Below are 22,276 nucleotides of genomic sequence, written 5' to 3' on the forward strand. Positions count from 1 at the left end.
TATTGATGCAAACACCTACTCAAAACTCAGCCTGTTCCATGTTTTGGTCAACAAATAAGCAGCAATAACGGCAAGTGCTGTCAGGAGGACTGCAGGGGTTATTTCTCCATAAATCCAATAACCTGTGGCAAATAAAGCACTGTAAACCGTTACACAACCCAGGAACATGCACAGTATTCCTACCGGTACATCCCAGGATTTGTTCTTGTCAACAACGATGGGAACACCTGCTAACTCAGCATCACGAATCACTTTTTTCCAACCGGGACCCCCAGGTTTAATTTTTTTGTAAAATGACCGGAGTGTATCATCATTAACCGGTTTAGTGAGAAAAGTGACAATAATCCAGGTGGCGGATGTCAGAATTACAACACCAACCAGTTTGATAATATTCCAGTAGGTTGCAGTGGTTATCAGCCCGAAAACCTTTATCATACCAGCAGGTTCCGCAAGTGTTGTCATGTAGAAATTCTCGATAATGATGAATGCCAGCGAAAAAACGGTGGCAGCAATCATGGCCGAAATTTCGGAGTAAGCATTGATCCTCCACCAGAACCACCGGAGAATATAAATCAGCCCTGTTCCTGCTCCAATCATCAGCAGATACTGAAATGCCTGTAGTGCATTCTGGAGTACTAACGCAAGCAAAACCCCGAAGACCATCAGCAATACGGTACTAATCCTGCCAAACAGCACCTTTTGTTTCTCAGTTGCATCCGGGTTGTAAAAGCGGTGATAAAAGTCGTTGACCAGGTAAGATGAGCCCCAGTTCAGGTGCGATGCAACTGTTGACATGAATGCTGCAATCAGCGAAGCAACCACCAGTCCAAGCAAACCAGGGGGCAGGTATGTCCGCAACATGGCCGGATAGGCAAAATCCTCACGGATGTACTGCTCAGCCACACCGGGAAAAGCAGTCACCATGGACTGAATATCTGGAAAAACGATCATTGATGCCAGCGCCACCACAATCCACGGCCAGGGACGTATGGCGTAATGAAAAAAGTTGAACAGCAAGGTTGCCCCTATGGCATGGCGCTCCTCCTTTGCCGAAAGCATCCTTTGCGCCACATAACCGCCACCTCCCGGCTCCGCACCCGGATACCAAACTGCCCACCATTGCACTGCTATTGGGATGATAAAAATGTAGAGGAATAAGTCGGTTTGCTCAATTTTGGGAAATAAGTCCAATTTATCGGTTACACGCTCGTGGGCAAACAATCCCGAAAGGCCTTCAACACCTTCAGGTAATCCTTTAACAACAAATACGGCAGCTATCAGTGCACCGAACATTGCAAAGCCAAATTGAAAAAGGTCTGTCCATAAGATGGACTTCAGTCCACCCAGTCCGCTGTAAAACACCACAATCACCGCTGCAATGATTAGTGCCGGCGCCGGCTGAATGCCCATCATTACCCCGGCGAGTTTGATAAAAGCTAGTGATACGCTGGCAATAACCATCACGTTAAAGAAAAAACCCAGGTAAACAGCCCTGAAGCCTCTCAAAAAGGCAGCCATCCGTCCACTGTAGCGAATTTCATAAAACTCAAGATCGGTAAGCACCTTCGAACGATTCCATAATTTGGCATAGACGAAAACCGTAAGCATCCCAGTTAACAAAAATGCCCACCAAACCCAGTTACCTGCTACCCCGTTTTGCCTTACAATGTCAGTGACCAGGTTCGGTGTATCTGCCGAAAAGGTTGTGGCAACCATGCTCACACCCAATAGCCACCAGGGCATATTACGACCCGAAAGGAAAAACTCATTGTAACCCTTCCCTGCAGATCGTGAACTAAAAACAGCGATGCCAATTAGTATTACAAAGAAAAGAAAGATGATTATCCAGTCAATCTGTGCAAGTACCATGTTTTAAATTTTTCCGGCGAAAATAATGATGTTTTGCTGATCAGCCGATTTAAGTATGTGTTTTTTCAGGAATTTCTATTTTTACAGCAAAAAGCTAACATTGTGATTACACCTTCAAATCTCACCAAAGGCGATCTCATCGGGCTTGTTTCTCCTGCCAGCGCCATCGAAGCCCCTGTGCTTAACAATGCTGCTGCATTAATTAAAAGAATGGGCTACCGTGTGATTACTGGTAAACATGTCCTGGATAAATACCATCAGTTTGCTGGTACTGATGAAAACCGGGCAGCCGATTTCCAGCAAATGCTTGATCAAACTGAAGTCAGGATGATCCTGTGTACACGCGGTGGCTATGGTACGATGCGGATCATTGATAAGCTGGATTTCACGCGGTTCATGGAGCATCCAAAATGGATTGTTGGTTTCAGCGATATTACCGCTATACAAAACCATCTGTACACAGTTCACGGTGTTGAAAGTATACATGGAATTATGCCTTTGAATTATCCGGAGTGTGGAAATATTTGCACTGCCATCGATAAACTTTTTCAGGTCGTAAGTGGTAAAAACCCCAACTATGCTGTTCCTGCTCATCCATTGAACCGTCCTGGAAAATCTCAGGGAGTGTTGGTTGGAGGTAATTTAGCCATCATTACAAGCCAGATTGGAAGTGTTTCTGAAATTGATACAGATGGACGGATTCTTTTCCTGGAAGAAGTGGATGAAAAACTTTACCGCTTCGACCGGATGATGTTAACCCTGAAAAGAGCAGGTAAACTGAGCAATCTTGCAGGACTTGTAGTGGGTGGATTGACTGAAATGACCGACAGTGCCAAAGGCTATGGGAACAATGCAGAAGAAATCGTGGCTGATGCAGTGAAAGAATTTGATTTTCCGGTCTGTTTTGCCTTTCCGGCAGGCCATATTAAAGAAAACTACCCGTTGATTATAGGGCGTGAAGTAGCGCTCGATGTCAGGGAACAATCCGTCAGGCTTGACTTCAAATAACAATAATATGGCTGAACACAACGACACCGGAAACAAGGGCGAAGAACTGGCCGAGAAATACCTGCGAAGCATGGGTTACGAAATCCTTGAACGAAACTGGCATTTCGGGAAAAACGAAATTGATATTATTGCCAAAGACGGCAAATTCCTGGTGATTGCTGAAGTCAAAACCCGTCGCTCTAACTATTTCGGCGAGCCTGAAGAGTTCGTGACACGAGCCAAGCAACGCTCACTGATCACCGCCGCCAATGGCTATATCCTTAAAAAAAACATCGATCTCGAAACCCGGTTCGACATCCTCAGTGTAATTTTCACCGGTAATTCCTACACGGTTAAACAAATTAAGGATGCTTTTTACCCCATCCTTTGATGGGCATCCTTCCTGATAAATTGTTAATCGGGTATTAATGCCCCTCATTCAGCGGCTTAAACCCCTGACCCAATATCTCATTGGCATCTATCACAGTTACAAAAGCATGTGGATCAACTTCCCGGATGTAATCTTTCAGTATCTGGTATTCACGACGGCTTACATTGGTGTAAATCATGTTTTTCTCGGTTTCCTGGTACATGCCTTTTCCAACGAAAATTGTCCCGCCTCGGTTCAGGTCGTTGATAATTTTATTACGTATTTCCTGGTGATGGTCAGAGATAATAAACATAGTTTTTTCATAGGAGATTCCACGGAGCGTAATATCGATCACTTTTCCGGTGATAAAGATGACGATCCAGGAATAAAGCGGGATTTTCCAGTCGCCAAAAGCAGCAAGTCCAACAAGCACAATGGCCGAATCAACAATAATCATTAACTGCCCCAGGGGCAAACCAGTATATTTATTAATAATCATGGCCACAATATCCGACCCGCCGGATGTAGCTCTCGACCGGAAAATTAACCCCAGCCCAAAACCAATCATTACTCCGCCAAAAATACTCGCCAACAATATTTGATCACCCAGCTTCAGCGGGTCATCCTGGCCAATAAAATAGGTCAACATGTCCATAAATGAAGCCGTCAGGACAAATCCAACTACTGTTTTGATGCCAAACCTTGGCCCCAGAATTTTAATTCCAAGTATTGTCAGCGGGATATCCATGGTCAATCCCAGCAATCCGATGGGTATTCCAAGCGGCCAGAATTCAAAAACACCTTCAGTGAGGTAGTGAATTACAATTGCAATCCCGTAAACACCGCCGGGAACAATCTTGTAAGGATTAATAAACAGAACGAAACCCGAAGCCATGATAAACGTTCCAATCAAGATCAGGCTGTAAACCTTAAACCACTCTTTTGTGAATAGTTTTTCTTTTGTAACAAAAGTCATTGTAATCTGATTTGAAAAATGGCGGCAAAAGTACTGCTTAAGACTTAAGTATCCGGACAGGTGAGCAACAGGTAAGATAATGTAATAAGAGAATAATTCAGGTAAAATTAACCAAGTCAGGATAAACCAAACGTCCTGATGGTTGTTAATATTCAAACTGCAAGACTATTCAAACTATAATAACTATGAAGTTTATCCTGATCATTCCATTTATTTTCACAACTCTTTATTTAAACGGACAAGAAACAATGAAATACAAGCAACTGACTCCCGAAGAACAACGCGTGATCTTAAACAAAGGGACTGAAAGACCATTCACCGGTAAATACGACAAGTTCAGCGAAAAAGGCACTTACACCTGCAAACAGTGCGGAAATGCATTGTACAAATCTGAGGCAAAATTCGATTCAGGTTGTGGCTGGCCAAGTTTTGATGATGAAATAAAAGGGGCTGTGAAACGCGTTCCTGACGCTGACGGAATACGCACCGAAATCGTATGTACAAATTGTAACGCCCATCTTGGCCATGTTTTTAAAGGCGAACGTTTTACACCTAAGAATACCCGCCATTGTGTCAATTCCATTTCGATGGAATTTATTCCTGATATCCAGGAAACAAAAACAGCAAGAGCGATCTTTGCTTCAGGGTGTTTTTGGGGCGTTGAATATTATTTTAATAAGGCCAATGGTGTGATCGAAACAACCGTGGGATACACAGGTGGTAAAGTAAAAAACCCAACCTATGAGCAGGTTTGTACAGGTAAAACAGGCCATGCCGAAGCCGTTGAAGTGATCTTTGATCCGGCGCTGACAGATTACGAAACCCTTGCCAGACTCTTCTTCGAAACCCATGATTTTACCCAGATCGGCGGACAGGGACCAGACATTGGGGATCAGTACAGGTCGGTGATCTATTACCTTGACGAGCAGCAAAAGGAAATTGCCGAAAAACTAATTAAAATTCTGGAGGGTAAAAATTACAAAGTGGCAACCAAACTTGAGCAGGCATCCATATTCTACCGTGCTGAGGATTATCACCAGGACTATTATTTAAAAACCGGAGGGAACCCTTACTGCCACATAAAAAGACAGGTTTTTTAACAACCTTCCTTTAAAAGCGGCTGAACAATTAACGGTTATTGTATTGGTTCATGGTTAATTGTGTCCCGGCAAGCACAAAACTCTTCATCATTTCGATGGCAAGTGGGATTTTCTCAATCATGATCTTTTCCTCAGCCTTTGTCCATTTTCCCAATACATAATCAACCTGAAAGCCTTTGGCAAAGTCTTTGCCAATGCCAACTCTAAGCCTCGCAAAATCGCTATGTCCGAGTGTTTCGATAATGTGATTTAATCCGTTGTGTGTCCCTCCGCTTCCTTTAGGACGCAGCCTAAGCACACCGGTCTCAAGGTCGATATCATCTAAAACCACCAGCAAATTTTCAACCGGGACATTTTCTTTCTCAAGCCAGTATTTCACTGCTTTGCCGCTTAGGTTCATGTAAGTGGTTGGTTTGATCATTACGAGCTGGCGACCTTTTATTCGCGCCTCAGAATGGTAGGCATGACGCTGAATGGAAAAAGTGCTTTTCATCTCCTGTGCCAACGCATCAAGTACCAGGAAACCTATGTTATGACGGGTGTTGGCATAATCATCACCGATATTGCCAAGTCCGGCAATCAGATATTTCATGCTTTAGTTAATTTGAAAAAGGCACAAAGCGTTTTAATGTGCCTCATGCCTTTTACTGAAGTTCAAAATGTGATTATCCGTTTTTATTCGCTTGCAGCTTCAGCAGCGCCACCCTCTTCATGGGCTTCCTCCTCCTCGTCACCAACAACTGCCCTAGCACTCTTAACAGATACGATAATTGAAGTTGGCGGGTCTAAAAACTCAATATTATCCAACTTCATTTCCATCACTTTTCTTGACTCATTTATATTGAGTTTTGTGATGTCAACCACAATTTCATCCGGCAGATACTTAGGAAGGGCTTTAATTAACAGCTTCCTGTATTTACGGATTAGTTTGCCCCCTTTGAGAACCCCTTTTGAAGTTCCTGTAATTCTGATCGGCACGGCAATAGCAACAGGTTTATCGTCGAATATCTGCATAAAATCCACATGAAGGATATGGTCCGACACCGGATGGTACTGAACATCTTTCAAAATAGCGTTGTACTTCTTGCTGCCGATGTTCAATTCGATAATAAAGCTATTAGGGGTGAAGATAATGTCCTTGAAGCTCCTTTCGGGCATTGCAAAATGGAATTGTTCTTCACCACCATACAACACACAGGGAACATTGCCCTCCCTGCGATGTTTCTTAGCATCTTTTTTCCCTACGTTCTCTCTCAGAGAACCGCTCATTGATACTGTTTTCATGAATTAAAAATTAAATGATAAATAAAAAATATGTGTTTAAAGCATTGTCAAAAAATCAAAATGTGTGCTGATCGATTTGTTTTTATGCACACGCTTGATCACGTCGGCGAAAATACCGGCAGTGGATAAAACAGAGATTTTCCCTTTTGGTTCTCTTGGCAGGGTGTCGGTGACCAATACTTCTGTGAGCGCCGACTTCTCGATCCGCTCAAAAGCATCACCGGAGAAGACCGGATGCGTGCAGGCAGCCCTGACGCTTGAAGCGCCCATATCCATCATCAGATCGGCAGCTTTTGTAATTGTACCTGCAGTATCAATAATATCATCTACCAGCACTATGTCCCTGTCTTTTACATCACCAATAATCCTGATTGAGTCCACCTCGTTTGCTACTTTCCTGTGTTTGAAGCAGATCACGAGGTCGGTGTCGAGGAATTTGGCATAGGCTGCTGCTCTTTTGGTCCCGCCGGTATCAGGCGAGGCCATGGTAAGGTTAGGCAGGTTCATGTTTTTGAGATGTGGGACGAAAATTGAGGAGGCATACATGTGATCTACCGGGATATCCACAAAACCCTGAATCTGGTCAGAGTGAAGATCCATCGTAATAATGCGGTCAATACCTGCTGCCACCAACAGATTTGTCATCAGTTTAGCCCCAATACTCACCCGCGGTTTATCTTTACGATCCTGACGGGCAAAGCCAAAATAAGGTATCAACGCCACAACCCGCTTGGCTGAAGCCCGCTTGGCAGCATCGATCAATAATAAAAGTTCAAAAATGTTATCTGCCGGAGGATTGGTGGATTGAATCAAAAAAACGTCATTACCCCTTATTGTCTCCTCAAAACAAGGTTGGTACTCACCATCCATAAAATGACTAACGGTCACCTTACCTAATTCTTTTCCAAAGCTTTTTGCAATTTTTTCAGCCAGGTATTGCGAACTGCCGCCGGAGAAAATATTGACATTTGATGCCATGAGGTGGACTTTTTTTGATTTGTTTTGGGCTGCGAAAGTACAACAATTAATTTTTACGGGTGAAATTTTACAAAGGAATATACTTTTACATTTAAGAAAATGATACTTTTGCCGCCGCAAAGCCCAAACATTTAATGTTTTGAAACTATTAAACAGTTCATTCTCCGGCTTTCTGACTTCAAAAGGTAACCCGCCCGAGTGGCGGAATTGGTAGACGCGTTGGTCTCAAAAACCAATGAGCTTTGCTCGTGCCGGTTCGATTCCGGCCTCGGGTACCTTAAAAGCCCTGTGATCGAAAGGTTTCAGGGTTTTTTTATTTCCCCGAAAATTTTCATGCTTTTCTACCTACCTGCTGCCCAAGAGTTGATTTCTCTCATCAAGCAGCTTATCGATCGCATCATCTGTCAGGTCCGGCCTTTTCAGCATTTCGTCTATCAGCCTGACTCTTTCGTCCGGATCGGCTTTTGGATCTTCCTTAGGTGCCTGGTACTCACGAATTGCAGGTTGGAGATTCGTTGTTGTGTCAATGCTATACTCCTCGCCCAGGTCGCTTTTCATGATATCCAAAAACTGCCGTACCATTTGTTGAAAAGGCAACCCCAGTTGACCCATCATTTCGAGGGGAATATTGTTTTTGAACATTTCATAGTTGTTGATTATGAAATCAATATTCTGTTTTAATATTGGGTCGAGATGCTCAAACCGGGGATCGTTGGTGTTGGCTTTGATTTTTTTTAATAGCCGGATAAGTTCGTCGAGATCACGCTGAAATGACTCGTTAGCCTGGTTCATACTCATGGTCTTTTTGGATTTGCCTGCAAAAATAAGCAAGAAAATTAACCTGAAAACGGATTACTGGTGACAGGGTAATTCTTTTAAACCGTGTCAAAATGAATGAATTCAATGATTCAAAAAAACGAGGCTGTATTAAAAGTCTTCCTGTTAGATTTTCAACCTTCTGAATTAAAAATAGACTTTTGAGACAGCCTCGTCTTGTCAAAGAATAATGAATCCCGCTATTCTTCCATCATTTCGGTATAATATTTATAAAAGTAAGGAATGGTTTCGATCCCTTTGTAGAAGTTGAACAACGGATAGTTCTCGTTGGGTGAGTGGATGGCATCAGACTCAAGGCCAAAGCCCATGAGGATGGATTTTATTCCAAGAATTTTTTCAAATGTCGAAATGATTGGGATACTTCCACCGCTGCGTACCGGAACCGGTCTTTTACCAAAGGTGGTGGTATAAGCTTTATCTGCAGCCAGATAGGCTTTCATGTCGGTTGGTGAAACGTAGGGATATCCGCCATGCAGCTCGGTTACTTTAACCTTTACTGACTTTGGAGCAATACTTTCGAAATACCTTGTGAACAGCCCGGCGATCTTTTTGTGATCCTGATGAGGAACCAGTCGCATCGAAATTTTTGCATATGCTTTCGATGGGATGACGGTTTTGGCTCCTTCGCCGGTGTAACCACCCCAGATGCCATTCACATCAACAGATGGCCTGATGCCAGTGCGCTCGCTGGTGGCAAAACCGGTTTCGCCTTCTATCTCAGCAATGTCGATCGCTTTTTTGTATTCGTTGAGGTTAAATGGCGCTTTGGCCATCATTTCTCTTTCTTCCATCGAAACTTCGAGCACATCATCATAAAAGCCGGGGACGGTGATCCTGAAATTTTCATCCTGCAATTGTGCAATCATTCTTGCCAGCACATTGATCGGGTTGGCTACAGCACCTCCATACAGGCCGGAATGCAGATCGCGGTTGGGGCCGGTCACTTCCACTTCCATGTAAGCCAAACCACGCAACCCTGTGGTAATTGAAGGGATATCCTGCGCAATCATTCCGGTATCGGAAACCAGGATGATGTCGGCTTTAAGCATCTCTTTATGCAGTTCACAAAATTTCCCGAGGTTGGGCGAACCGATTTCTTCTTCCCCTTCTATCATGAATTTCACGTTACAGGGTAAAGTATTGGTTTTTACCATCAACTCAAATGCCTTGGCATGCATAAAAGCCTGTCCTTTGTCGTCATCGGCGCCACGGGCAAAGATTTTTCCATCCCTGACTTCCGGTTTAAATGGATCGGTTTTCCACAGCTCTATCGGATCAACGGGCATCACATCATAGTGGCCATAGACCAGCACTGTGGGTTTGGAAGGATCTATCATTTTTTCGCCGTAAACCACCGGGTTGCCATCACTGGGCATTACTTCGGCCCGATCGGCGCCGGCAGCCAGTATGGATATTCTCCATTGCTCGGCAGCCCTGATCATGTCATTCTTGTGCTCCTGAATTGAGCTGATTGATGGGATTCTGATTAATTCAAACAATTCTTCGAGAAAGCGATCCTTGTGCTCGTCAATATACTTCTTTACGTGTTCCATTTGTAATGTTGATTAAGTTAGTGATTATTTAAAATGAGATTTTTTCCTGATGAGGGGTCTTTGGGTGAATAAATCATAATTTTGCGATGCTCAAAAACGGCGTAAAATTACACATTTAGATTTAAAAATGAAGAAAATCAGGGTAGCAATTAACGGATTTGGCCGCATCGGAAGGGTATTCTGCCGCCAGATGATCACCAATCAACAGCTTGAACTGGTCGCTGTAAATGACCTTACCGACCCTCAAACGCTTTGTCACTTGCTCAAATACGACTCGGTACACCGGGCGTTTCAGGGAACGGTTGAGTTTGACAAGGACCTTCTGATTATTAATGGTAAAAAAGTGGTTGTGTATAATATTACCAACCCTGAAATGATACCCTGGAAGTCGCTTGATGTGGATGTTGTAGTCGAGTCCACCGGAAATTTTACCTCCAAAGAAGGCGCAGAGAAACATTTGCACGCCGGGGCAAAAAAAGTAGTCATCTCGGCGCCGGCAAAAAATGAAAGCGATAGCATTCAATATGTTGTACTTGGCGTTAACGATCATCAAATCGACTGGAGCGTTCCGATCATCAGTAATTCATCGTGTACAACCAACAACGTTGCCCCCCTGATTAAAATACTTGACGAGAATTGGGGGATTGAAAAGGGTTTTATCACTACGGTTCATTCCTATACAAAAGATCAGCATCTGCTCGATGCGCCGCACAAAGACCTTCGCAGAGCCAGGGCAGCAGCCTATTCAATCGTACCAACGACTACCGGTGCTGCAAAAGCGTCAACCAAAATATTCCCCCATTTGAAAAACAATCTCGGTGGCGCCGGAATCCGGGTTCCGGTTCCAAACGGCTCACTTACTGATCTCACCTGCACTTTACACAAACCTACCAGCATTCAAGAAATCAATCAGAAATTTAAAGAAGCGGCAGAAGGGAAATTGAAAGGCATCCTACAGTACACCGAAGACCCGATTGTTAGTATGGATGTGATTGGGAATACCCATTCGGCTGTATTTGATTCGCTGTTAACGGCGGTTTTAGGTGATAAAAACAAGCTGGTGAAGGTAGTGGCCTGGTACGATAACGAAATGGGGTATTCCACAAGGCTGGTTGAACTGATTGAGCGATTTGCCCCAAAATAGTCTGATGTAGTTTAATCTCGTGGTGGGGTTTTTCGCAGGTTTTTCTTTTCCGACTGCAACTTTTTATCCTGAAGTCTTTTTTTTCTGAACGATTCCGGAAGGCGGGTAACTCGTCGCTTGCGGGGCACTTTTAGGGCACGCTCAAGTATTTCATAAAATTTCTCGATGGCGGTTTTTTTATTTTTTAATTGCGAACGCCATTCCTGGCATGAAACCACTATGATACCCTCCTCCGAAATCTTCTTTTTCAGACGCGATGTTATCCTTGCTTTTTCTTCATCAGTCAGGAGCAGGGAAGCAGCAATATTAAAACGCAGGTCAATCCGTGTACTGACCTTATTCACATGCTGACCGCCCGGTCCGCTGCTGCGCGAGGCTACAAAGCTGCACTCATTCTCCAGGTATCTTTCTCTAAGTGTACAAATAGCGCTTAATATTTCTTTTAGGTGTCTTGATAAATTCTACATCTACAATCTCCACATCGGCAATTTGCTCGTATTTAGGCAACTCTTTATTAAATTGCCTGATCGTGTTTTTCAACTTCAGTTCAATATCCCCAAAACTCATATTGCCACTTTCCATGGCTTCACGATCGGGATAAATCATCGCAATGAGCCTGTTGTTCTGAACTTTAACCACGCATTCCTGAACAAGAGGCAGGTTGGAGATTTTAGCTTCCAACTCCTCGGGATAGATATTTTGCCCCGAAGGACCAAGAATCATATTTTTACTCCGTCCTTTGATAAATAGATAACCATCTTTGTCAAGATAGCCCAGATCACCGGTTTTCAGCCAACCATCCCTAGTAAATGCCTCTTTGGTTGCCACCTCATTTTTGTAATAACCACTCATGATGTTGTCGCCTTTTACAAGAATTTCACCTGTTTCATCCCCGGAATTTTCCTTTTTTATCCTTATTTGCATCCTGTCAACAACTCTTCCTGCCGACCGGTGTTTTGATTCTTTCCAACCGGAATAGGTGATTAGCGGGCCGCATTCAGTCATCCCGTAACCAATGGTAAAGCGAAACCCGATTTTTCTGAAAAACTCCTCCACATCTTCGCTCAAAGGAGCGCCGCCGATAACCAGTTCATAAAATCTTCCGCCAAAAGACTCAGTAAGTTTTTTCTCCACCTTCTTTTGAATTAAGCCTGAAAGAACCGGTGCATGCAGCAAAATTTTCATCATGGGTTTATCAATGGCCGGCAGGATGCGTTTTTTATAAATTTTCTCGATGACAAGCGGCACAGATAAAATCAAATGTGGTTTAACCTCCTGAAATGCTTTGGTGACAATCTGGGGAGAAGGAATTCGGGTTAAAAAAGTGATGTGGCAACCAAGTGTCACTGGAAACAGGAATTCAAACAAAAGCCCGTAAGCATGTGCCAATGGAAGAAAGGAAACAATTTTTTCGCCTGCTTTCAATGGCATATTTTCCTGTGCAAATTTGATGTTGGAATAAATGCTCCGTCGTGGAAGCATTACCCCCTTTGTAAAACCTGATGTTCCGCTGGTGTAAGAAATAACACAGATATCATCAGCATTAAAATCACCGAAATGAATTCCATCCTGCGTAATATGCTTCGCGTCAAATTGATGACTAACTTTTTCAACCATATCTTTCAGGCGCTTCGAGGGATCTGACATAACCGAGTAATCCGATAATTTCAAAATTCCTGTAAGGTGCTCAAAGTGTTCGATATCAATTTTTTCATAGCTTGATTCGGAAACAAACAGCAATTTAGCATCCGAATGATTGATGATATGATGAATGTTATCAGTCGAAAAATCTGGCAGGATGGGAACGGCTATTGCTCCATAGGTAAGAATTCCGAGGAAAGTTATTCCCCACATGGATGAGTTACTGCCAAGCAGGGCAATTTTATCCCCTTTTGCAATCTTTGCAGCAGCAAAAAGCTGGTGCAGATAGAGAATTTTTTCGCCTGATTCGCGATATGTCAACGTATTTCCATTATAATCGGTAAAAGCTTCCAAATGCCAGTTTTGGCGGATTGTATCTGCGAAAAGATGGTTGAGATGGTGGGAAAGTGGGTTTTGTTTTTTAGGTTTTTTGAGCATTTCATTTCAGATTTTTAGTAAAAAGATAAGTTTATTCTTTGCAAGATTACGATTTTTTTTAGTTTTGAAGCACCATTTAACCTGCATTAATAATTGCATAACCAATGAACAGATATGTTGAGCAGTTGATCGAAGACATCAGGAAAGCAGCGGCAAATGCACCTCAACCGGACGATGATGAAACAGAAATCTCAGATGAGGAGGCCCTTGCCCGTCATTTTGATGATGTAGAACAATACCTGCACGGTGAGCGGGAAAAATTATCAGAGATTATTGGAATTCCACTCAATTTGTTGCCTTCTCCCGGAAAACTAACTAAAACCCAGATCAGCAAATTAACAGTGGAGCTGGTCAGGCTCCTTAATGTCTGGAATTTTTATCCGGATTTTCCCAATAATCTGCCTGATCATATGAAATACGCCGCATTGCTCGGAATTTGGGAGAGTGAGCAGGTTTATATGAATTCAGGAGAAACCCACCTTGAGTTTTGTGATTATGATCCGTCAGACTGCCCTTTTCCAGGATATTGCAAATCATGTGATGACTTCAATACCGATCCTGAAGAATCGGAAGATGATACTACGGATGAAATAGAAGATGGCTGGCTTTTTCCTGATTCGAATTTCGTGGTGAATAAGCCTGGCAAAGACGACCAGGATAGTGATGAAAAATTTATAACCGGTATATTTAACTATTGTGATCGCTGGTGTGAACGATGTGATTTTACTACACGCTGCAGAAGTTTTGCCATGGAATTAGAGCTGCAAAAAGAGTTTGAGGAGGAAGCACTCGAAGATGAAAATCTTGCCAACGATTTGCTTGAAGATTTCAACGAAAACCAGGATGACAATATCTCTGACGAAAATCCTTATACCTTACCCGATGATTTGTTCAAATTTGATGAACTTGATGAGTCCGATCCAGATAGTCGCAAAGACTTCTTTTCAGTCTATCAAAAAACAGAACGACACCCTCTTTCAGTACTATCGGACGAATACTCGCAAGATGCCGGTGCTTGGTTGTATAAACATCACACTGAGTTTGAGAAAAATCTAATCCGCTGGCTTGCCAGCGGACATGCCGATAAAATTTCAGAGGCTTTTAACGTGTTGATGTGGTATCATCTGTTTATCCATATCAAACTCAAAAGAGCAATCAATGGCTACTATGAACTGGAAAATTTTGACGACGTGGAGTATGATATGAACGGCACAGCCAAAGTCGCCCTGATTTCGGTGGATCGTTCGCTTGACGCCTGGCGCACCCTTAAACTTTACTTCAAGACCGGTGCGACTACCATTGATGAATTTCGGGGTCAACTGGAAAATATCAGGTTGATGACCGAAGAGATGTTTCCTGAAGCAAGACATTTTATCAGGCCAGGGCTTGATGAATAACTTGTAGATAATCAGGTTACAGCCAATATCTTTTTTGAATAGTTTTCAAACCATTTTTTTGATGTGATTTCCTCAAGCCGGCGGATTGCCTGATAAATCTCTTCATAAGTTGTGTAAATCGGAGTGATTCCAAACCGGATGTTATCGGGTGATCTGAAATCGGGAATAATTGCATGACTCCCGTCAGTTGGGTTGATCATAGCCTGGCAAATGCGGTAAGCCTCAGGGTGCTGCAACGAAACGTGAGAACCTCGTTCGAAATGATTTAACGGCGATCCAAATTGAAATCCTAATGGGATAAGAAAGTTTTTTGCCAGAAAAATCAGATAATCAGTTTGCTTGATGCTCTTTTCCCTTAATTTTTCCAATCCGGCAGCAAGAATGATATCCAGCCCCGGCTCAATAGCAGCCAGTGAGAGGATAGGAGGAGTTCCAACCATGAATTTTGCAATGCCTGCTGCGGGCTTGTAATGGTGATCAAACGCAAATGGCCGTTCATCACCAAACCAACCCCAGACAGGCGATATGAGTTGGTTATGCAACTTCCGGCTTACATAAAGAAACGCCGGTGAGCCAGGGCCACCGTTTAAATATTTATAGGTGCATCCCACAGCCATATCGGCGCCTGATGCCGACAAATGCAAAGGAACAGCTCCGGCAGCATGACTCAAATCCCAAATGATGAGCGCGCCATGGGAATGAGCCAGTTCATTCACTTTCTGCATGTCATACATAAACGCGCTTTTGAAAGCTACGTGCGACAAAACCACCAGCGCAGTGTTTTCGTCGATGACCGATGAAAGCGCTTCCAAGCTAACCCCAACCCCATTGTCCGATGGCGCAAGGACCAACTCATATTCAGCCCCGAACTGGTGTATAATACTCTGAAGCACATACAAATCGGTCGGGAAATTCAATTCATCACTTACGATTTTAGTTCGGCCTTTTTGGCCTTTGATAGCAGCCCATGCCAGTTTGTACAAATTCATGGAGGTGGAGTCGCAGGCCATTACTTCGTCAGCATCAGCCCCAATGATCTTTGCAATTTTCCCGCTTATCACCTTCGGAAGATCATACCACCCCTCATTCCAACTACGAATCAACCTTTTACCCCATTGATTATCGACAGCCCCGGTAAGTAACTGCCGGGTAACAAGTGGCAATCTGCCCAGAGAGTTTCCATCCAGGTAAATCAATTCGCTATCCTGAATAAAAAACTGGTTACGAAACATCTTAAGTTCATCCAACCGGTCCAGTTGTAAAGCAAATTCAGCATTTGCTTCAAAGGTAAAATCGTTCATTCAGTTGATTTTTTTAAATTGACTATTGACTCCAAAATCGGGTGCATTTTACTCACCCATTCCCGGTACATTTTACCCGATGGGTGCAGGCTGTCGCCGGCCAGAAGCGTTTTGTCACTGGAAGCCTTTCTTGAAATTGAGGTTATTTCGATATAATGTGCCTCAGTTCTTCCGGATTCATCAAAATTTATCGCATTGAAAATATTGATCTCTTCACTGATTTTCTGCGGGTTCAGATTGGCAGCAAACGGTGTTACTCCATAATCAGGGATTGACAGGACAATTACTCTCTTAGCGTTATGGCCGGCAAAGACAACTGCTTGTTGCAGCAGTTCCCTGAACTCAAGACGGTATTGTGTTTTATCCAAACCGCGGTATTGATTGTTTACGCCTATTAATAAAGTGACTAAATCAAAAGTCCCTTCGGGAATAGAATCGGCAATCGCATTGATCAGCTGCGAGGTAGTCCAGCCTGTTTTGGCTAAAATATTGGTTTCGATCTGAAATTGACTACCGGCTTCCAAAGTTAAAGCGAGCTGCGCAGGAAAAGTCTCTTCCATACCAACTCCTTCTCCGATGGTGTAAGAATCTCCAAGTGCAAGGAAGCGGAATGCTAAAGGTGCCTCACTTACTTCTCCTTTGTTCTGACAGGAATACATAAGAAACAGGATTAGTGCAGGCAAAAAGATCAGGTTTTTCATGATAAAATGGTTTGTTTTATTAGTACCAAAATTCAATATCTCTCATAAAGAATAGAAAAAGTGAGGCAATGGTTTGGATCAGTTATTCCATCCGTACAATTTTAGGGTAAAATAGCGCCAAAACATTCACCAGGTCTTTTTGCGCCTCCATCACCTGATGGATATCTTTGTAGGATGCCGGTGATTCATCCAGTGCACCACCGATAAGTTCCACATCGTGCTGCTTCAGCACCATCTTCAGTTTTTCAGTCGTAAAAAGTGATTTTGCTCTCCTGCGTGAGTATAACCTTCCGGCGCCATGCGATGCAGAGTTGAGCGAGTCTTCGTTTCCTTTCCCTGAAACGATAAAAGCCGGGGACACCATATTCCCGGGAATGACACCGACATCGCCTATGTTGGCCGGGGTAGCCCCTTTCCGATGGATGATCAGCGACTTGCCGTCGGATAGTTTTTCTTTCAAGGCAAAATTATGATGGTTTTCAACGACTTTTATCGGATGGCTGCCCAACGCTTTTGACAGCTTTTGATGGATAATCCGGTGATTGGCGGCGGAGTAATCGCCGGCCAGCGTCATCGCCTGCCAGTACTCCTGCCCTTCCTCTGATTCCAGATCGAGCCAGGCCAGCAAAGCTCCTTCTCCGGTAATACCCAGTTTTTGACGCGCTAAAGTGGTGTAATGTTTGGCAATAGCCGAACCGAAATTGCGCGAACCTGAGTGGGACATGATGGCAAAGTACTCTCCCGTTGGTAACCCAAGTTCACTGGTTGGCTCATTCACCACCACATAGCCCACATCCACAAAGTGATTGCCGTGACCTGAAGTACCCAGCTGACTGTAAAAAGTCTTTTGTAAATCTTTCAGAAACTTTATCTCCCTAAACTCCTTCCTTTCCATCAACTCATGACTTCCTATATCGTTGAACTCAGCAAGGCCAAAGCGGGTATGTTCTATCAGGATTTTTTTCAGGTTTTCGCGATGGGTTTCAAGCAGCTGTGGCGACTCAGGGTAAACTGACAAACACATTCTGCAACCGATATCCATTCCCACGCCATAAGGCATCACAGCATTGTAGGCAGCCACCACGCCGCCAATGGGCAGGCCATAGCCAAGATGCGCGTCAGCCATCAAAGCCCCTTTCACAGTTACAGGCAGTTTCATGGCTACGTACATTTGCTGGAGGGTTTCCGGATCAATCTGGTCTTCGCCATAAATCTTAAATTCGGTGGCAATGGTTTTACGTTTAAGCGATTTTGATGTGGATTTTTCAGATTTCGCTTCTGATCGCCGCAAAAGTGTAACCAATTCTCCAAAATGCTCGTGATCAGCAAACTTTGCCGGATCGAGCATCAACTCCTCCAACAGTCCGAGCACTTTCTGTTTATCTTCACGCCGGTAATACTTTTCGATCAACTGACCGGCCAGTTTCACAGCTTTCTCATCCGTTAACCCGATCTTTTTCAGCTCTCTCGCCCTGATCTTCAGTTTTTTCATTGTATTAGTTTGCGGGTCAAAAATAGTGTTTAAGATATTATGAAGACGAAATAAATAAGGAGGAGTTCTATTGATGCAGCCATTTTTAAAAAACCGGAAAATTGCCGGGATTGCTTTTCCATGGCAGGCTTGGGCCTGTCAAGATAGCCCGGACAAGGCTCTGCCTCGTCCGAACCCATGTTCAGCTTAGGCTCCAGCCTAAGCTGCATCTTTTTCTGCAGGCTCCTGCCTGCATTTCTGATTGTCAGGGTTTGAACTCAAAATGAATTGGCTGATTCTTTTTGCTTCCCACCGGAAAAGCGAAACCTTATCCATTTTCCAATCCTTAATAGAAAGGGTACCCGAATGAAAATCAATAAGCTTATTGAATAGCCCTGACAGTCCCGCACGTGCAGGACTGTCAGGGCTCGATGATAGATTGTTCGCGAAAAGTTTTATCCAGAAATCCATCCGGAATTCAACGAAAAAGCCCGCAAGCAATAAACTTACAGGCTTTTTTGGTGGTACCACCTGGAATTGAACCAGGGACACACGGATTTTCAGTCCGTTGCTCTACCAACTGAGCTATGGTACCTCATGATTTTCGAGCAGCAAAAATAACCTCTTTTTGAATATCCCAAGAATTTTTTTTCATCTTTGTTGAAATTTAAACAAAGTATAAATTAAATTTGCCAGCAGAATGAATCAGATGATCCTTTAAACATGACGAATTCCGGTACCCAGCTTGATTTACTTTCAGCATCACGGCTAATAATTGACTTTGGTAATACTTTTACCAAGACGGCTGTTTTTCGGGAAAACAAACTTTTAGAATTACTCACCGGTCCAATCATCTCTGTAGGGGAACTTGAATCATTGAAAACCAAATACAACCCGCAACATGCCATCATTGCCAGCGTCATTGACATTCCTGAAGGTGTAATCAATTATTTGCACAAAACATTTCATCTCATTCAACTCGACCAACACACACCAATACCTATCAGCAACCGATACAAAACACCTGACACACTTGGCAGTGACCGCCTTGCCATGGTTGTAGCTGCAAACAGCCTTTTTCCCGGGAAAAACTGCCTTGTAATCGGCGCCGGAACCTGCATCACCTATGATTTTATTGATCACTCGGCAACCTATTACGGAGGCGCCATTTCACCCGGAATTTCACTGCGTTTTAAGGCGTTGCATAATTTCACCGGCAAGCTGCCGTTTGTTAGTTTCAACGAAAATGCAGAGAATGCAGAAATTACCGGAACTACCACTGAACAATCAATCCTATCAGGTGTGCTCATCGGGTCAACAACCGAAATTGACGGCACAATTGACAAATACAGAGCACTTTACCAAGGATTACAGGTGATGCTGACTGGCGGAGATATGAATTATTTTAAGAAAACGTTAAAAAATCGCATCTTTGCAGCCTCAAATTTGGTACTTACCGGATTAAATGTAATATTAGATTTTAATGTCAAAAAACAATAGGTTAGCTTTAGTTGGCAGTTTGTTATGCGTGATGCTCAGTCTGATAAACTCCGTTGGATTTTCTCAGGCCTCTGTCAACTCTCCTTACTCCAGGTTTGGAATGGGAGATTTGGCCACCCGAAAAGCCACCTACAACTTTTCGATGGGAGGTGTGGCCAATGCCATCTACAGCCCACAATATGTTAACCCTTTTAATCCGGCCGCCAATGCCGGTATTGATACACTTTCATTTATTTTTTCCGGTGGCCTGATCAGTAAATTTGGTACATTATCCACCGAAAACGGATCCAGCCCGTCTAATTTTGCCTCCCTTGGCTATCTTCTTTTTGGATTTCCTGTAACAAGGTACATCAAATCTTCCATCGGGCTGACTCCTTACAGCAATGTTGGATACAAGGTTATTGCATCTGAAATAGTTCCTGAAGTTGGTAAAACTGACTACTATTTTGAAGGTTCCGGCGGATCAAACGAATTTTTTCTTAGCACTTCGATTGAGCCGATAAAAAACTTATCTGTTGGGGTAAAGGCGAGTTACTTATTTGGAAAATCTCAACGGTCACAAGTTGTCTTTTTCCCCGACTCCGTTGGTTACATCAATACCCGTATTGATAACCAGGTTGACCTGGGTGATTTTTATTTTGATTTTGGAGCGCAGTTTCATAAACCCCTAAGCAATGGAATGACGTTAGGGTTTGGTGGTATCTATGCCCCCTCCCAGAAAATTAAATCGATCCGTAATTATATTTCAAGGGCTTACTTTCCAACAGCCATAGGTGTGGAGTCCTACCGGGATACCATCGAAATGCAGCTTGACACCAAAGGATCGGTGACCATACCAGATAAATATGGGGTTGGGTTGATGTTAAAAAACAAAGACAAATGGTTGGTTGCCGCAGACTTTAACTGGCAGTATTGGAGCAAATTTGAAGCCTTTGGAGTCAAAGATTCTCTTACCAACACCTTTCAGTTTTCGATGGGCGGTGAATACCTGCCAAGCGACAGATCAATTGATACATACTGGAAAAAGATAAAATACAGGGCAGGTTTTAATTTTAACCAAACCTATCTGAATCTGCAAAACACACAGATTAATGAGTTTGGTATCAGTTTTGGAATGGGATTGCCAATTCCTCGTTCTTTCTCAACACTGAATCTTGGGTTTGAACTGGGCAGGCGGGGAACAACAACTTCCAACCTGATCCAGGAGAACTATATTAAAATCAATGTTGGTGTGTCTATCTGGGAAAGATGGTTCGTTAAAAAAAGATATTATTAATCATCTCATTGTAAAATCAGAACAAGAATAACAACTAAACTATCATATCAAAATGAAAACAAAAATCAAATTATCGGCAATCGGATTCTTTTTATTCTTTTTCATCGGCAATCAAATTGTCGCTGAAAATAATGTAAAAAGTAAAACAGAAACTTTCAACGCCAGTAATTTACTGCAACAGGAGCCTGGTAAATATGGCGATGATAGTGCTACTTGTATTATTAACCTGTCGCTGTATCGCGAGTTTTACAAACAATGGAGAGCGAGCAACTATGCCAGCAAAGCAGTTTATGATGCTATTGGTCCATGGCGCTGGGTATTTTTCAATTGCCCTATGGCATCGCAAAATACCTATCTTGACGGCTCCAATATGATTGAGTATTTTATGAAGAAAGAAAAATCGGAAGAGTTGAAGAATAAATATGTTGACACTTTGCTCATGATTTACGATCAGCGAATTAACTATTTCGGCCGCGAAGGTTATGTACTTGGACGCAAAGGCTCTGACCTGATCAAATACCGTCCGGATGATTATCAGGCAGCCTACGAAATCTTTAAAAGATCTGTTGAATTGCAGGGAAATGAATCCGAATCATTTGTACTAGCCTATTATTTTCGTTCAATTACCAGTATGATAGATGCAGGTAAGCTCGAAAAAGGGACAATTGTTGAAGCTTATGATCATTTGAGTCAGATCGTTGATCACAACATTAAAGCCAGCAAAAACGATCCTGAGGCTCTTGCATCTTGGGAAAATGTAAAAGGAAACATAGAAGTGTCATTCGAACCCTATGCTACCTGCGAGGACCTCATTGAGATTTATGGTGCAAAATATAATGAAAACCCAAATGATGCTGAATTGCTGAAAAAAATCACCTCAATGCTCGACAGTAAAAACTGTACCGATTCGCAACTATTTTTCGATGCCTCAGTGAAATTGAACGAAATTGAGCCATCTCCCAATTCCAGCTTGATGATCGGCAAGATGCTCATCAAAAAGGACATGCTCACTGATTGTATTCCTTACCTTGAAGATGCCCTCAAAATTGACAATGACGACACGAAAGCCGACATTTTCCTGATGATGTCAAATGTTTATCGCCAGTTGAAAAACTATCCTGTAGCCCGCAAGTATGCTCTTCAGGTTTTAGACCTGAAACCCAACAACGGTCATGCTTATCTTACAATTGGCGATATGTATGCATCAAGTGCTCCTGATTGTGGCGATAACGATTTGACAAGAAAAGTGGCCTACTGGGCAGCGGTTGATAAATACATCCGTGCCAGACAGGTTGACCCTGAAATTGCTGACATAGCTCAAAGCCGTATTTCCACCTACTCCCAGCAATTCCCAAACTCTGAAACGGTATTCTTTTACGATCTCAAAGAAGGCGATGAATACACGGTTGAATGCTGGATAAATGAAAAAACAAAGGTCAGGGCATTGAAATAA

20 protein-coding genes and 2 tRNA genes are annotated in these 22,276 nt (G+C 43.0%); 9 read left to right on the forward strand and 13 right to left on the reverse strand.

The features are described from left to right. Positions 1–15 precede the first annotated feature (15 nt). Positions 16–1,869 carry a Na+:solute symporter gene (locus IH598_09925; protein MBE0638827.1) on the reverse strand — a complete coding sequence of 618 codons (1,854 nt, stop codon included), beginning with the start codon at positions 1,867–1,869 and terminating at the stop codon, positions 16–18. 102 nt (positions 1,870–1,971) lie between these two features. Here IH598_09925 and IH598_09930 point away from each other — a divergent pair, with 102 nt between their 5' ends. Together IH598_09930 and IH598_09935 are read left to right on the forward strand one after the other, a co-directional pair. After that, positions 1,972–2,877 (forward strand): LD-carboxypeptidase, encoded by a 906-nt coding sequence (locus IH598_09930; GenBank protein MBE0638828.1) that lies wholly within the window; start codon positions 1,972–1,974, stop codon positions 2,875–2,877. A gap of 7 nt (positions 2,878–2,884) precedes the next feature. Further along, a complete protein-coding gene (locus IH598_09935) occupies positions 2,885–3,247 on the forward strand; it encodes a YraN family protein (GenBank protein MBE0638829.1) in 363 nt (120 codons plus the stop codon). A 34-nt stretch (positions 3,248–3,281) separates the two neighbouring features. On the opposite strand, the gene IH598_09940 is transcribed toward IH598_09935, so the two are convergent. Further along, on the reverse strand, positions 3,282–4,202 hold the full coding sequence (locus IH598_09940) for a YitT family protein (GenBank protein MBE0638830.1): 921 nt from the start codon (positions 4,200–4,202) through the stop codon (positions 3,282–3,284). 248 nt (positions 4,203–4,450) lie between these two features. Between IH598_09940 and IH598_09945 the strand changes: the two genes are divergently transcribed. Continuing rightward, entirely contained in the window at positions 4,451–5,302 is an 852-nt protein-coding gene (locus IH598_09945; protein MBE0638831.1) for a bifunctional methionine sulfoxide reductase B/A protein, read from the forward strand. A gap of 28 nt (positions 5,303–5,330) precedes the next feature. Here the strand turns inward: IH598_09945 and IH598_09950 are convergent, their stop codons facing one another. From IH598_09950 to IH598_09960, 3 genes are all read right to left on the reverse strand, one after another. Further along, positions 5,331–5,894: an aminoacyl-tRNA hydrolase gene (locus tag IH598_09950; protein ID MBE0638832.1), complete on the reverse strand. Its 564-nt coding sequence runs from the start codon at positions 5,892–5,894 to the stop codon at positions 5,331–5,333. A gap of 83 nt (positions 5,895–5,977) precedes the next feature. Further along, positions 5,978–6,586, reverse strand: coding sequence for a 50S ribosomal protein L25/general stress protein Ctc (locus tag IH598_09955; GenBank protein ID MBE0638833.1), 609 nt, complete (start codon positions 6,584–6,586; stop codon positions 5,978–5,980). Positions 6,587–6,622: 36 nt separating this feature from the next. Beyond that, entirely contained in the window at positions 6,623–7,564 is a 942-nt protein-coding gene (locus IH598_09960) for a ribose-phosphate pyrophosphokinase (GenBank protein MBE0638834.1), read from the reverse strand. Between the two features lie 192 nt (positions 7,565–7,756). Between IH598_09960 and IH598_09965 the strand changes: the two genes are divergently transcribed. Further along, positions 7,757–7,839: transfer RNA gene (locus IH598_09965), tRNA-Leu, on the forward strand. 70 nt (positions 7,840–7,909) lie between these two features. Here IH598_09965 and IH598_09970 read toward each other — a convergent pair. After that, the gene (locus IH598_09970; GenBank protein MBE0638835.1) at positions 7,910–8,356 is read right to left on the reverse strand and encodes a hypothetical protein; all 447 of its coding nucleotides are present in this window, start codon (positions 8,354–8,356) and stop codon (positions 7,910–7,912) included. Between the two features lie 224 nt (positions 8,357–8,580). Next, positions 8,581–9,954, reverse strand: a complete 1,374-nt coding sequence (locus IH598_09975; protein ID MBE0638836.1) for a dipeptidase — start codon at positions 9,952–9,954, stop codon at positions 8,581–8,583. Between the two features lie 127 nt (positions 9,955–10,081). Here IH598_09975 and gap point away from each other — a divergent pair, with 127 nt between their 5' ends. Next, on the forward strand, positions 10,082–11,098 hold the full coding sequence (gap, locus tag IH598_09980; protein MBE0638837.1) for a type I glyceraldehyde-3-phosphate dehydrogenase: 1,017 nt from the start codon (positions 10,082–10,084) through the stop codon (positions 11,096–11,098). 11 nt (positions 11,099–11,109) lie between these two features. Here the strand turns inward: gap and arfB are convergent, their stop codons facing one another. Further along, positions 11,110–11,523: an aminoacyl-tRNA hydrolase gene (arfB, locus tag IH598_09985; protein ID MBE0638838.1), complete on the reverse strand. Its 414-nt coding sequence runs from the start codon at positions 11,521–11,523 to the stop codon at positions 11,110–11,112. Continuing rightward, positions 11,510–13,177 carry an AMP-binding protein gene (locus IH598_09990; protein ID MBE0638839.1) on the reverse strand — a complete coding sequence of 556 codons (1,668 nt, stop codon included), beginning with the start codon at positions 13,175–13,177 and terminating at the stop codon, positions 11,510–11,512. The genes arfB and IH598_09990 overlap by 14 nt, the downstream gene beginning before the upstream one ends. Before the next feature lie 104 nt (positions 13,178–13,281). Between IH598_09990 and IH598_09995 the strand changes: the two genes are divergently transcribed. Further along, complete coding sequence (locus IH598_09995; protein MBE0638840.1) at positions 13,282–14,574, forward strand: hypothetical protein; 1,293 nt, start codon at positions 13,282–13,284, stop codon at positions 14,572–14,574. Between the two features lie 11 nt (positions 14,575–14,585). Here IH598_09995 and kynU read toward each other — a convergent pair whose 3' ends face one another. From kynU to IH598_10015, 4 genes are all read right to left on the reverse strand, one after another. Beyond that, complete coding sequence (gene kynU / locus IH598_10000; protein ID MBE0638841.1) at positions 14,586–15,875, reverse strand: kynureninase; 1,290 nt, start codon at positions 15,873–15,875, stop codon at positions 14,586–14,588. After that, on the reverse strand, positions 15,872–16,576 hold the full coding sequence (locus IH598_10005; GenBank protein ID MBE0638842.1) for an SGNH/GDSL hydrolase family protein: 705 nt from the start codon (positions 16,574–16,576) through the stop codon (positions 15,872–15,874). The genes kynU and IH598_10005 overlap by 4 nt, the downstream gene beginning before the upstream one ends. Before the next feature lie 82 nt (positions 16,577–16,658). Further along, positions 16,659–18,068, reverse strand: a complete 1,410-nt coding sequence (locus IH598_10010; protein ID MBE0638843.1) for an RtcB family protein — start codon at positions 18,066–18,068, stop codon at positions 16,659–16,661. Between the two features lie 498 nt (positions 18,069–18,566). Then, a tRNA-Phe gene (locus tag IH598_10015) sits at positions 18,567–18,642 on the reverse strand. A 128-nt stretch (positions 18,643–18,770) separates the two neighbouring features. Here IH598_10015 and IH598_10020 point away from each other — a divergent pair. From IH598_10020 to IH598_10030, 3 genes are read left to right on the forward strand one after another with little or no spacing between them, the layout of a single operon-like run. After that, entirely contained in the window at positions 18,771–19,547 is a 777-nt protein-coding gene (locus tag IH598_10020; protein MBE0638844.1) for a type III pantothenate kinase, read from the forward strand. After that, positions 19,531–20,823, forward strand: a complete 1,293-nt coding sequence (locus tag IH598_10025; protein MBE0638845.1) for a hypothetical protein — start codon at positions 19,531–19,533, stop codon at positions 20,821–20,823. Before IH598_10020 ends, IH598_10025 begins: the two co-directional genes overlap by 17 nt. A gap of 52 nt (positions 20,824–20,875) precedes the next feature. After that, positions 20,876–22,276, forward strand: coding sequence for a hypothetical protein (locus IH598_10030; protein ID MBE0638846.1), 1,401 nt, complete (start codon positions 20,876–20,878; stop codon positions 22,274–22,276).

The sequence above is a fragment of the Bacteroidales bacterium genome, assembly GCA_014860585.1.
Taxonomy (GTDB): Bacteria; Bacteroidota; Bacteroidia; order Bacteroidales; family 4484-276; genus RZYY01.

Coding starts and splice junctions, on each gene's coding strand:
- IH598_09925 (MBE0638827.1), bottom strand. CDS start 1,869: ATGGTACTTGCACAGATTGACTGGATAATCATCTTTCTTTTCTTTGTA.
- IH598_09935 (MBE0638829.1), top strand. CDS start 2,885: ATGGCTGAACACAACGACACCGGAAACAAGGGCGAAGAACTGGCCGAG.
- IH598_09940 (MBE0638830.1), bottom strand. CDS start 4,202: ATGACTTTTGTTACAAAAGAAAAACTATTCACAAAAGAGTGGTTTAAG.
- IH598_09945 (MBE0638831.1), top strand. CDS start 4,451: ATGAAATACAAGCAACTGACTCCCGAAGAACAACGCGTGATCTTAAAC.
- IH598_09950 (MBE0638832.1), bottom strand. CDS start 5,894: ATGAAATATCTGATTGCCGGACTTGGCAATATCGGTGATGATTATGCC.
- IH598_09955 (MBE0638833.1), bottom strand. CDS start 6,586: ATGAAAACAGTATCAATGAGCGGTTCTCTGAGAGAGAACGTAGGGAAA.
- IH598_09960 (MBE0638834.1), bottom strand. CDS start 7,564: ATGGCATCAAATGTCAATATTTTCTCCGGCGGCAGTTCGCAATACCTG.
- IH598_09970 (MBE0638835.1), bottom strand. CDS start 8,356: ATGAACCAGGCTAACGAGTCATTTCAGCGTGATCTCGACGAACTTATC.
- IH598_09975 (MBE0638836.1), bottom strand. CDS start 9,954: ATGGAACACGTAAAGAAGTATATTGACGAGCACAAGGATCGCTTTCTC.
- gap (MBE0638837.1), top strand. CDS start 10,082: ATGAAGAAAATCAGGGTAGCAATTAACGGATTTGGCCGCATCGGAAGG.
- IH598_09990 (MBE0638839.1), bottom strand. CDS start 13,177: ATGCTCAAAAAACCTAAAAAACAAAACCCACTTTCCCACCATCTCAAC.
- IH598_09995 (MBE0638840.1), top strand. CDS start 13,282: ATGAACAGATATGTTGAGCAGTTGATCGAAGACATCAGGAAAGCAGCG.
- kynU (MBE0638841.1), bottom strand. CDS start 15,875: ATGAACGATTTTACCTTTGAAGCAAATGCTGAATTTGCTTTACAACTG.
- IH598_10005 (MBE0638842.1), bottom strand. CDS start 16,576: ATGAAAAACCTGATCTTTTTGCCTGCACTAATCCTGTTTCTTATGTAT.
- IH598_10010 (MBE0638843.1), bottom strand. CDS start 18,068: ATGAAAAAACTGAAGATCAGGGCGAGAGAGCTGAAAAAGATCGGGTTA.
- IH598_10020 (MBE0638844.1), top strand. CDS start 18,771: ATGACGAATTCCGGTACCCAGCTTGATTTACTTTCAGCATCACGGCTA.
- IH598_10025 (MBE0638845.1), top strand. CDS start 19,531: ATGTCAAAAAACAATAGGTTAGCTTTAGTTGGCAGTTTGTTATGCGTG.
- IH598_10030 (MBE0638846.1), top strand. CDS start 20,876: ATGAAAACAAAAATCAAATTATCGGCAATCGGATTCTTTTTATTCTTT.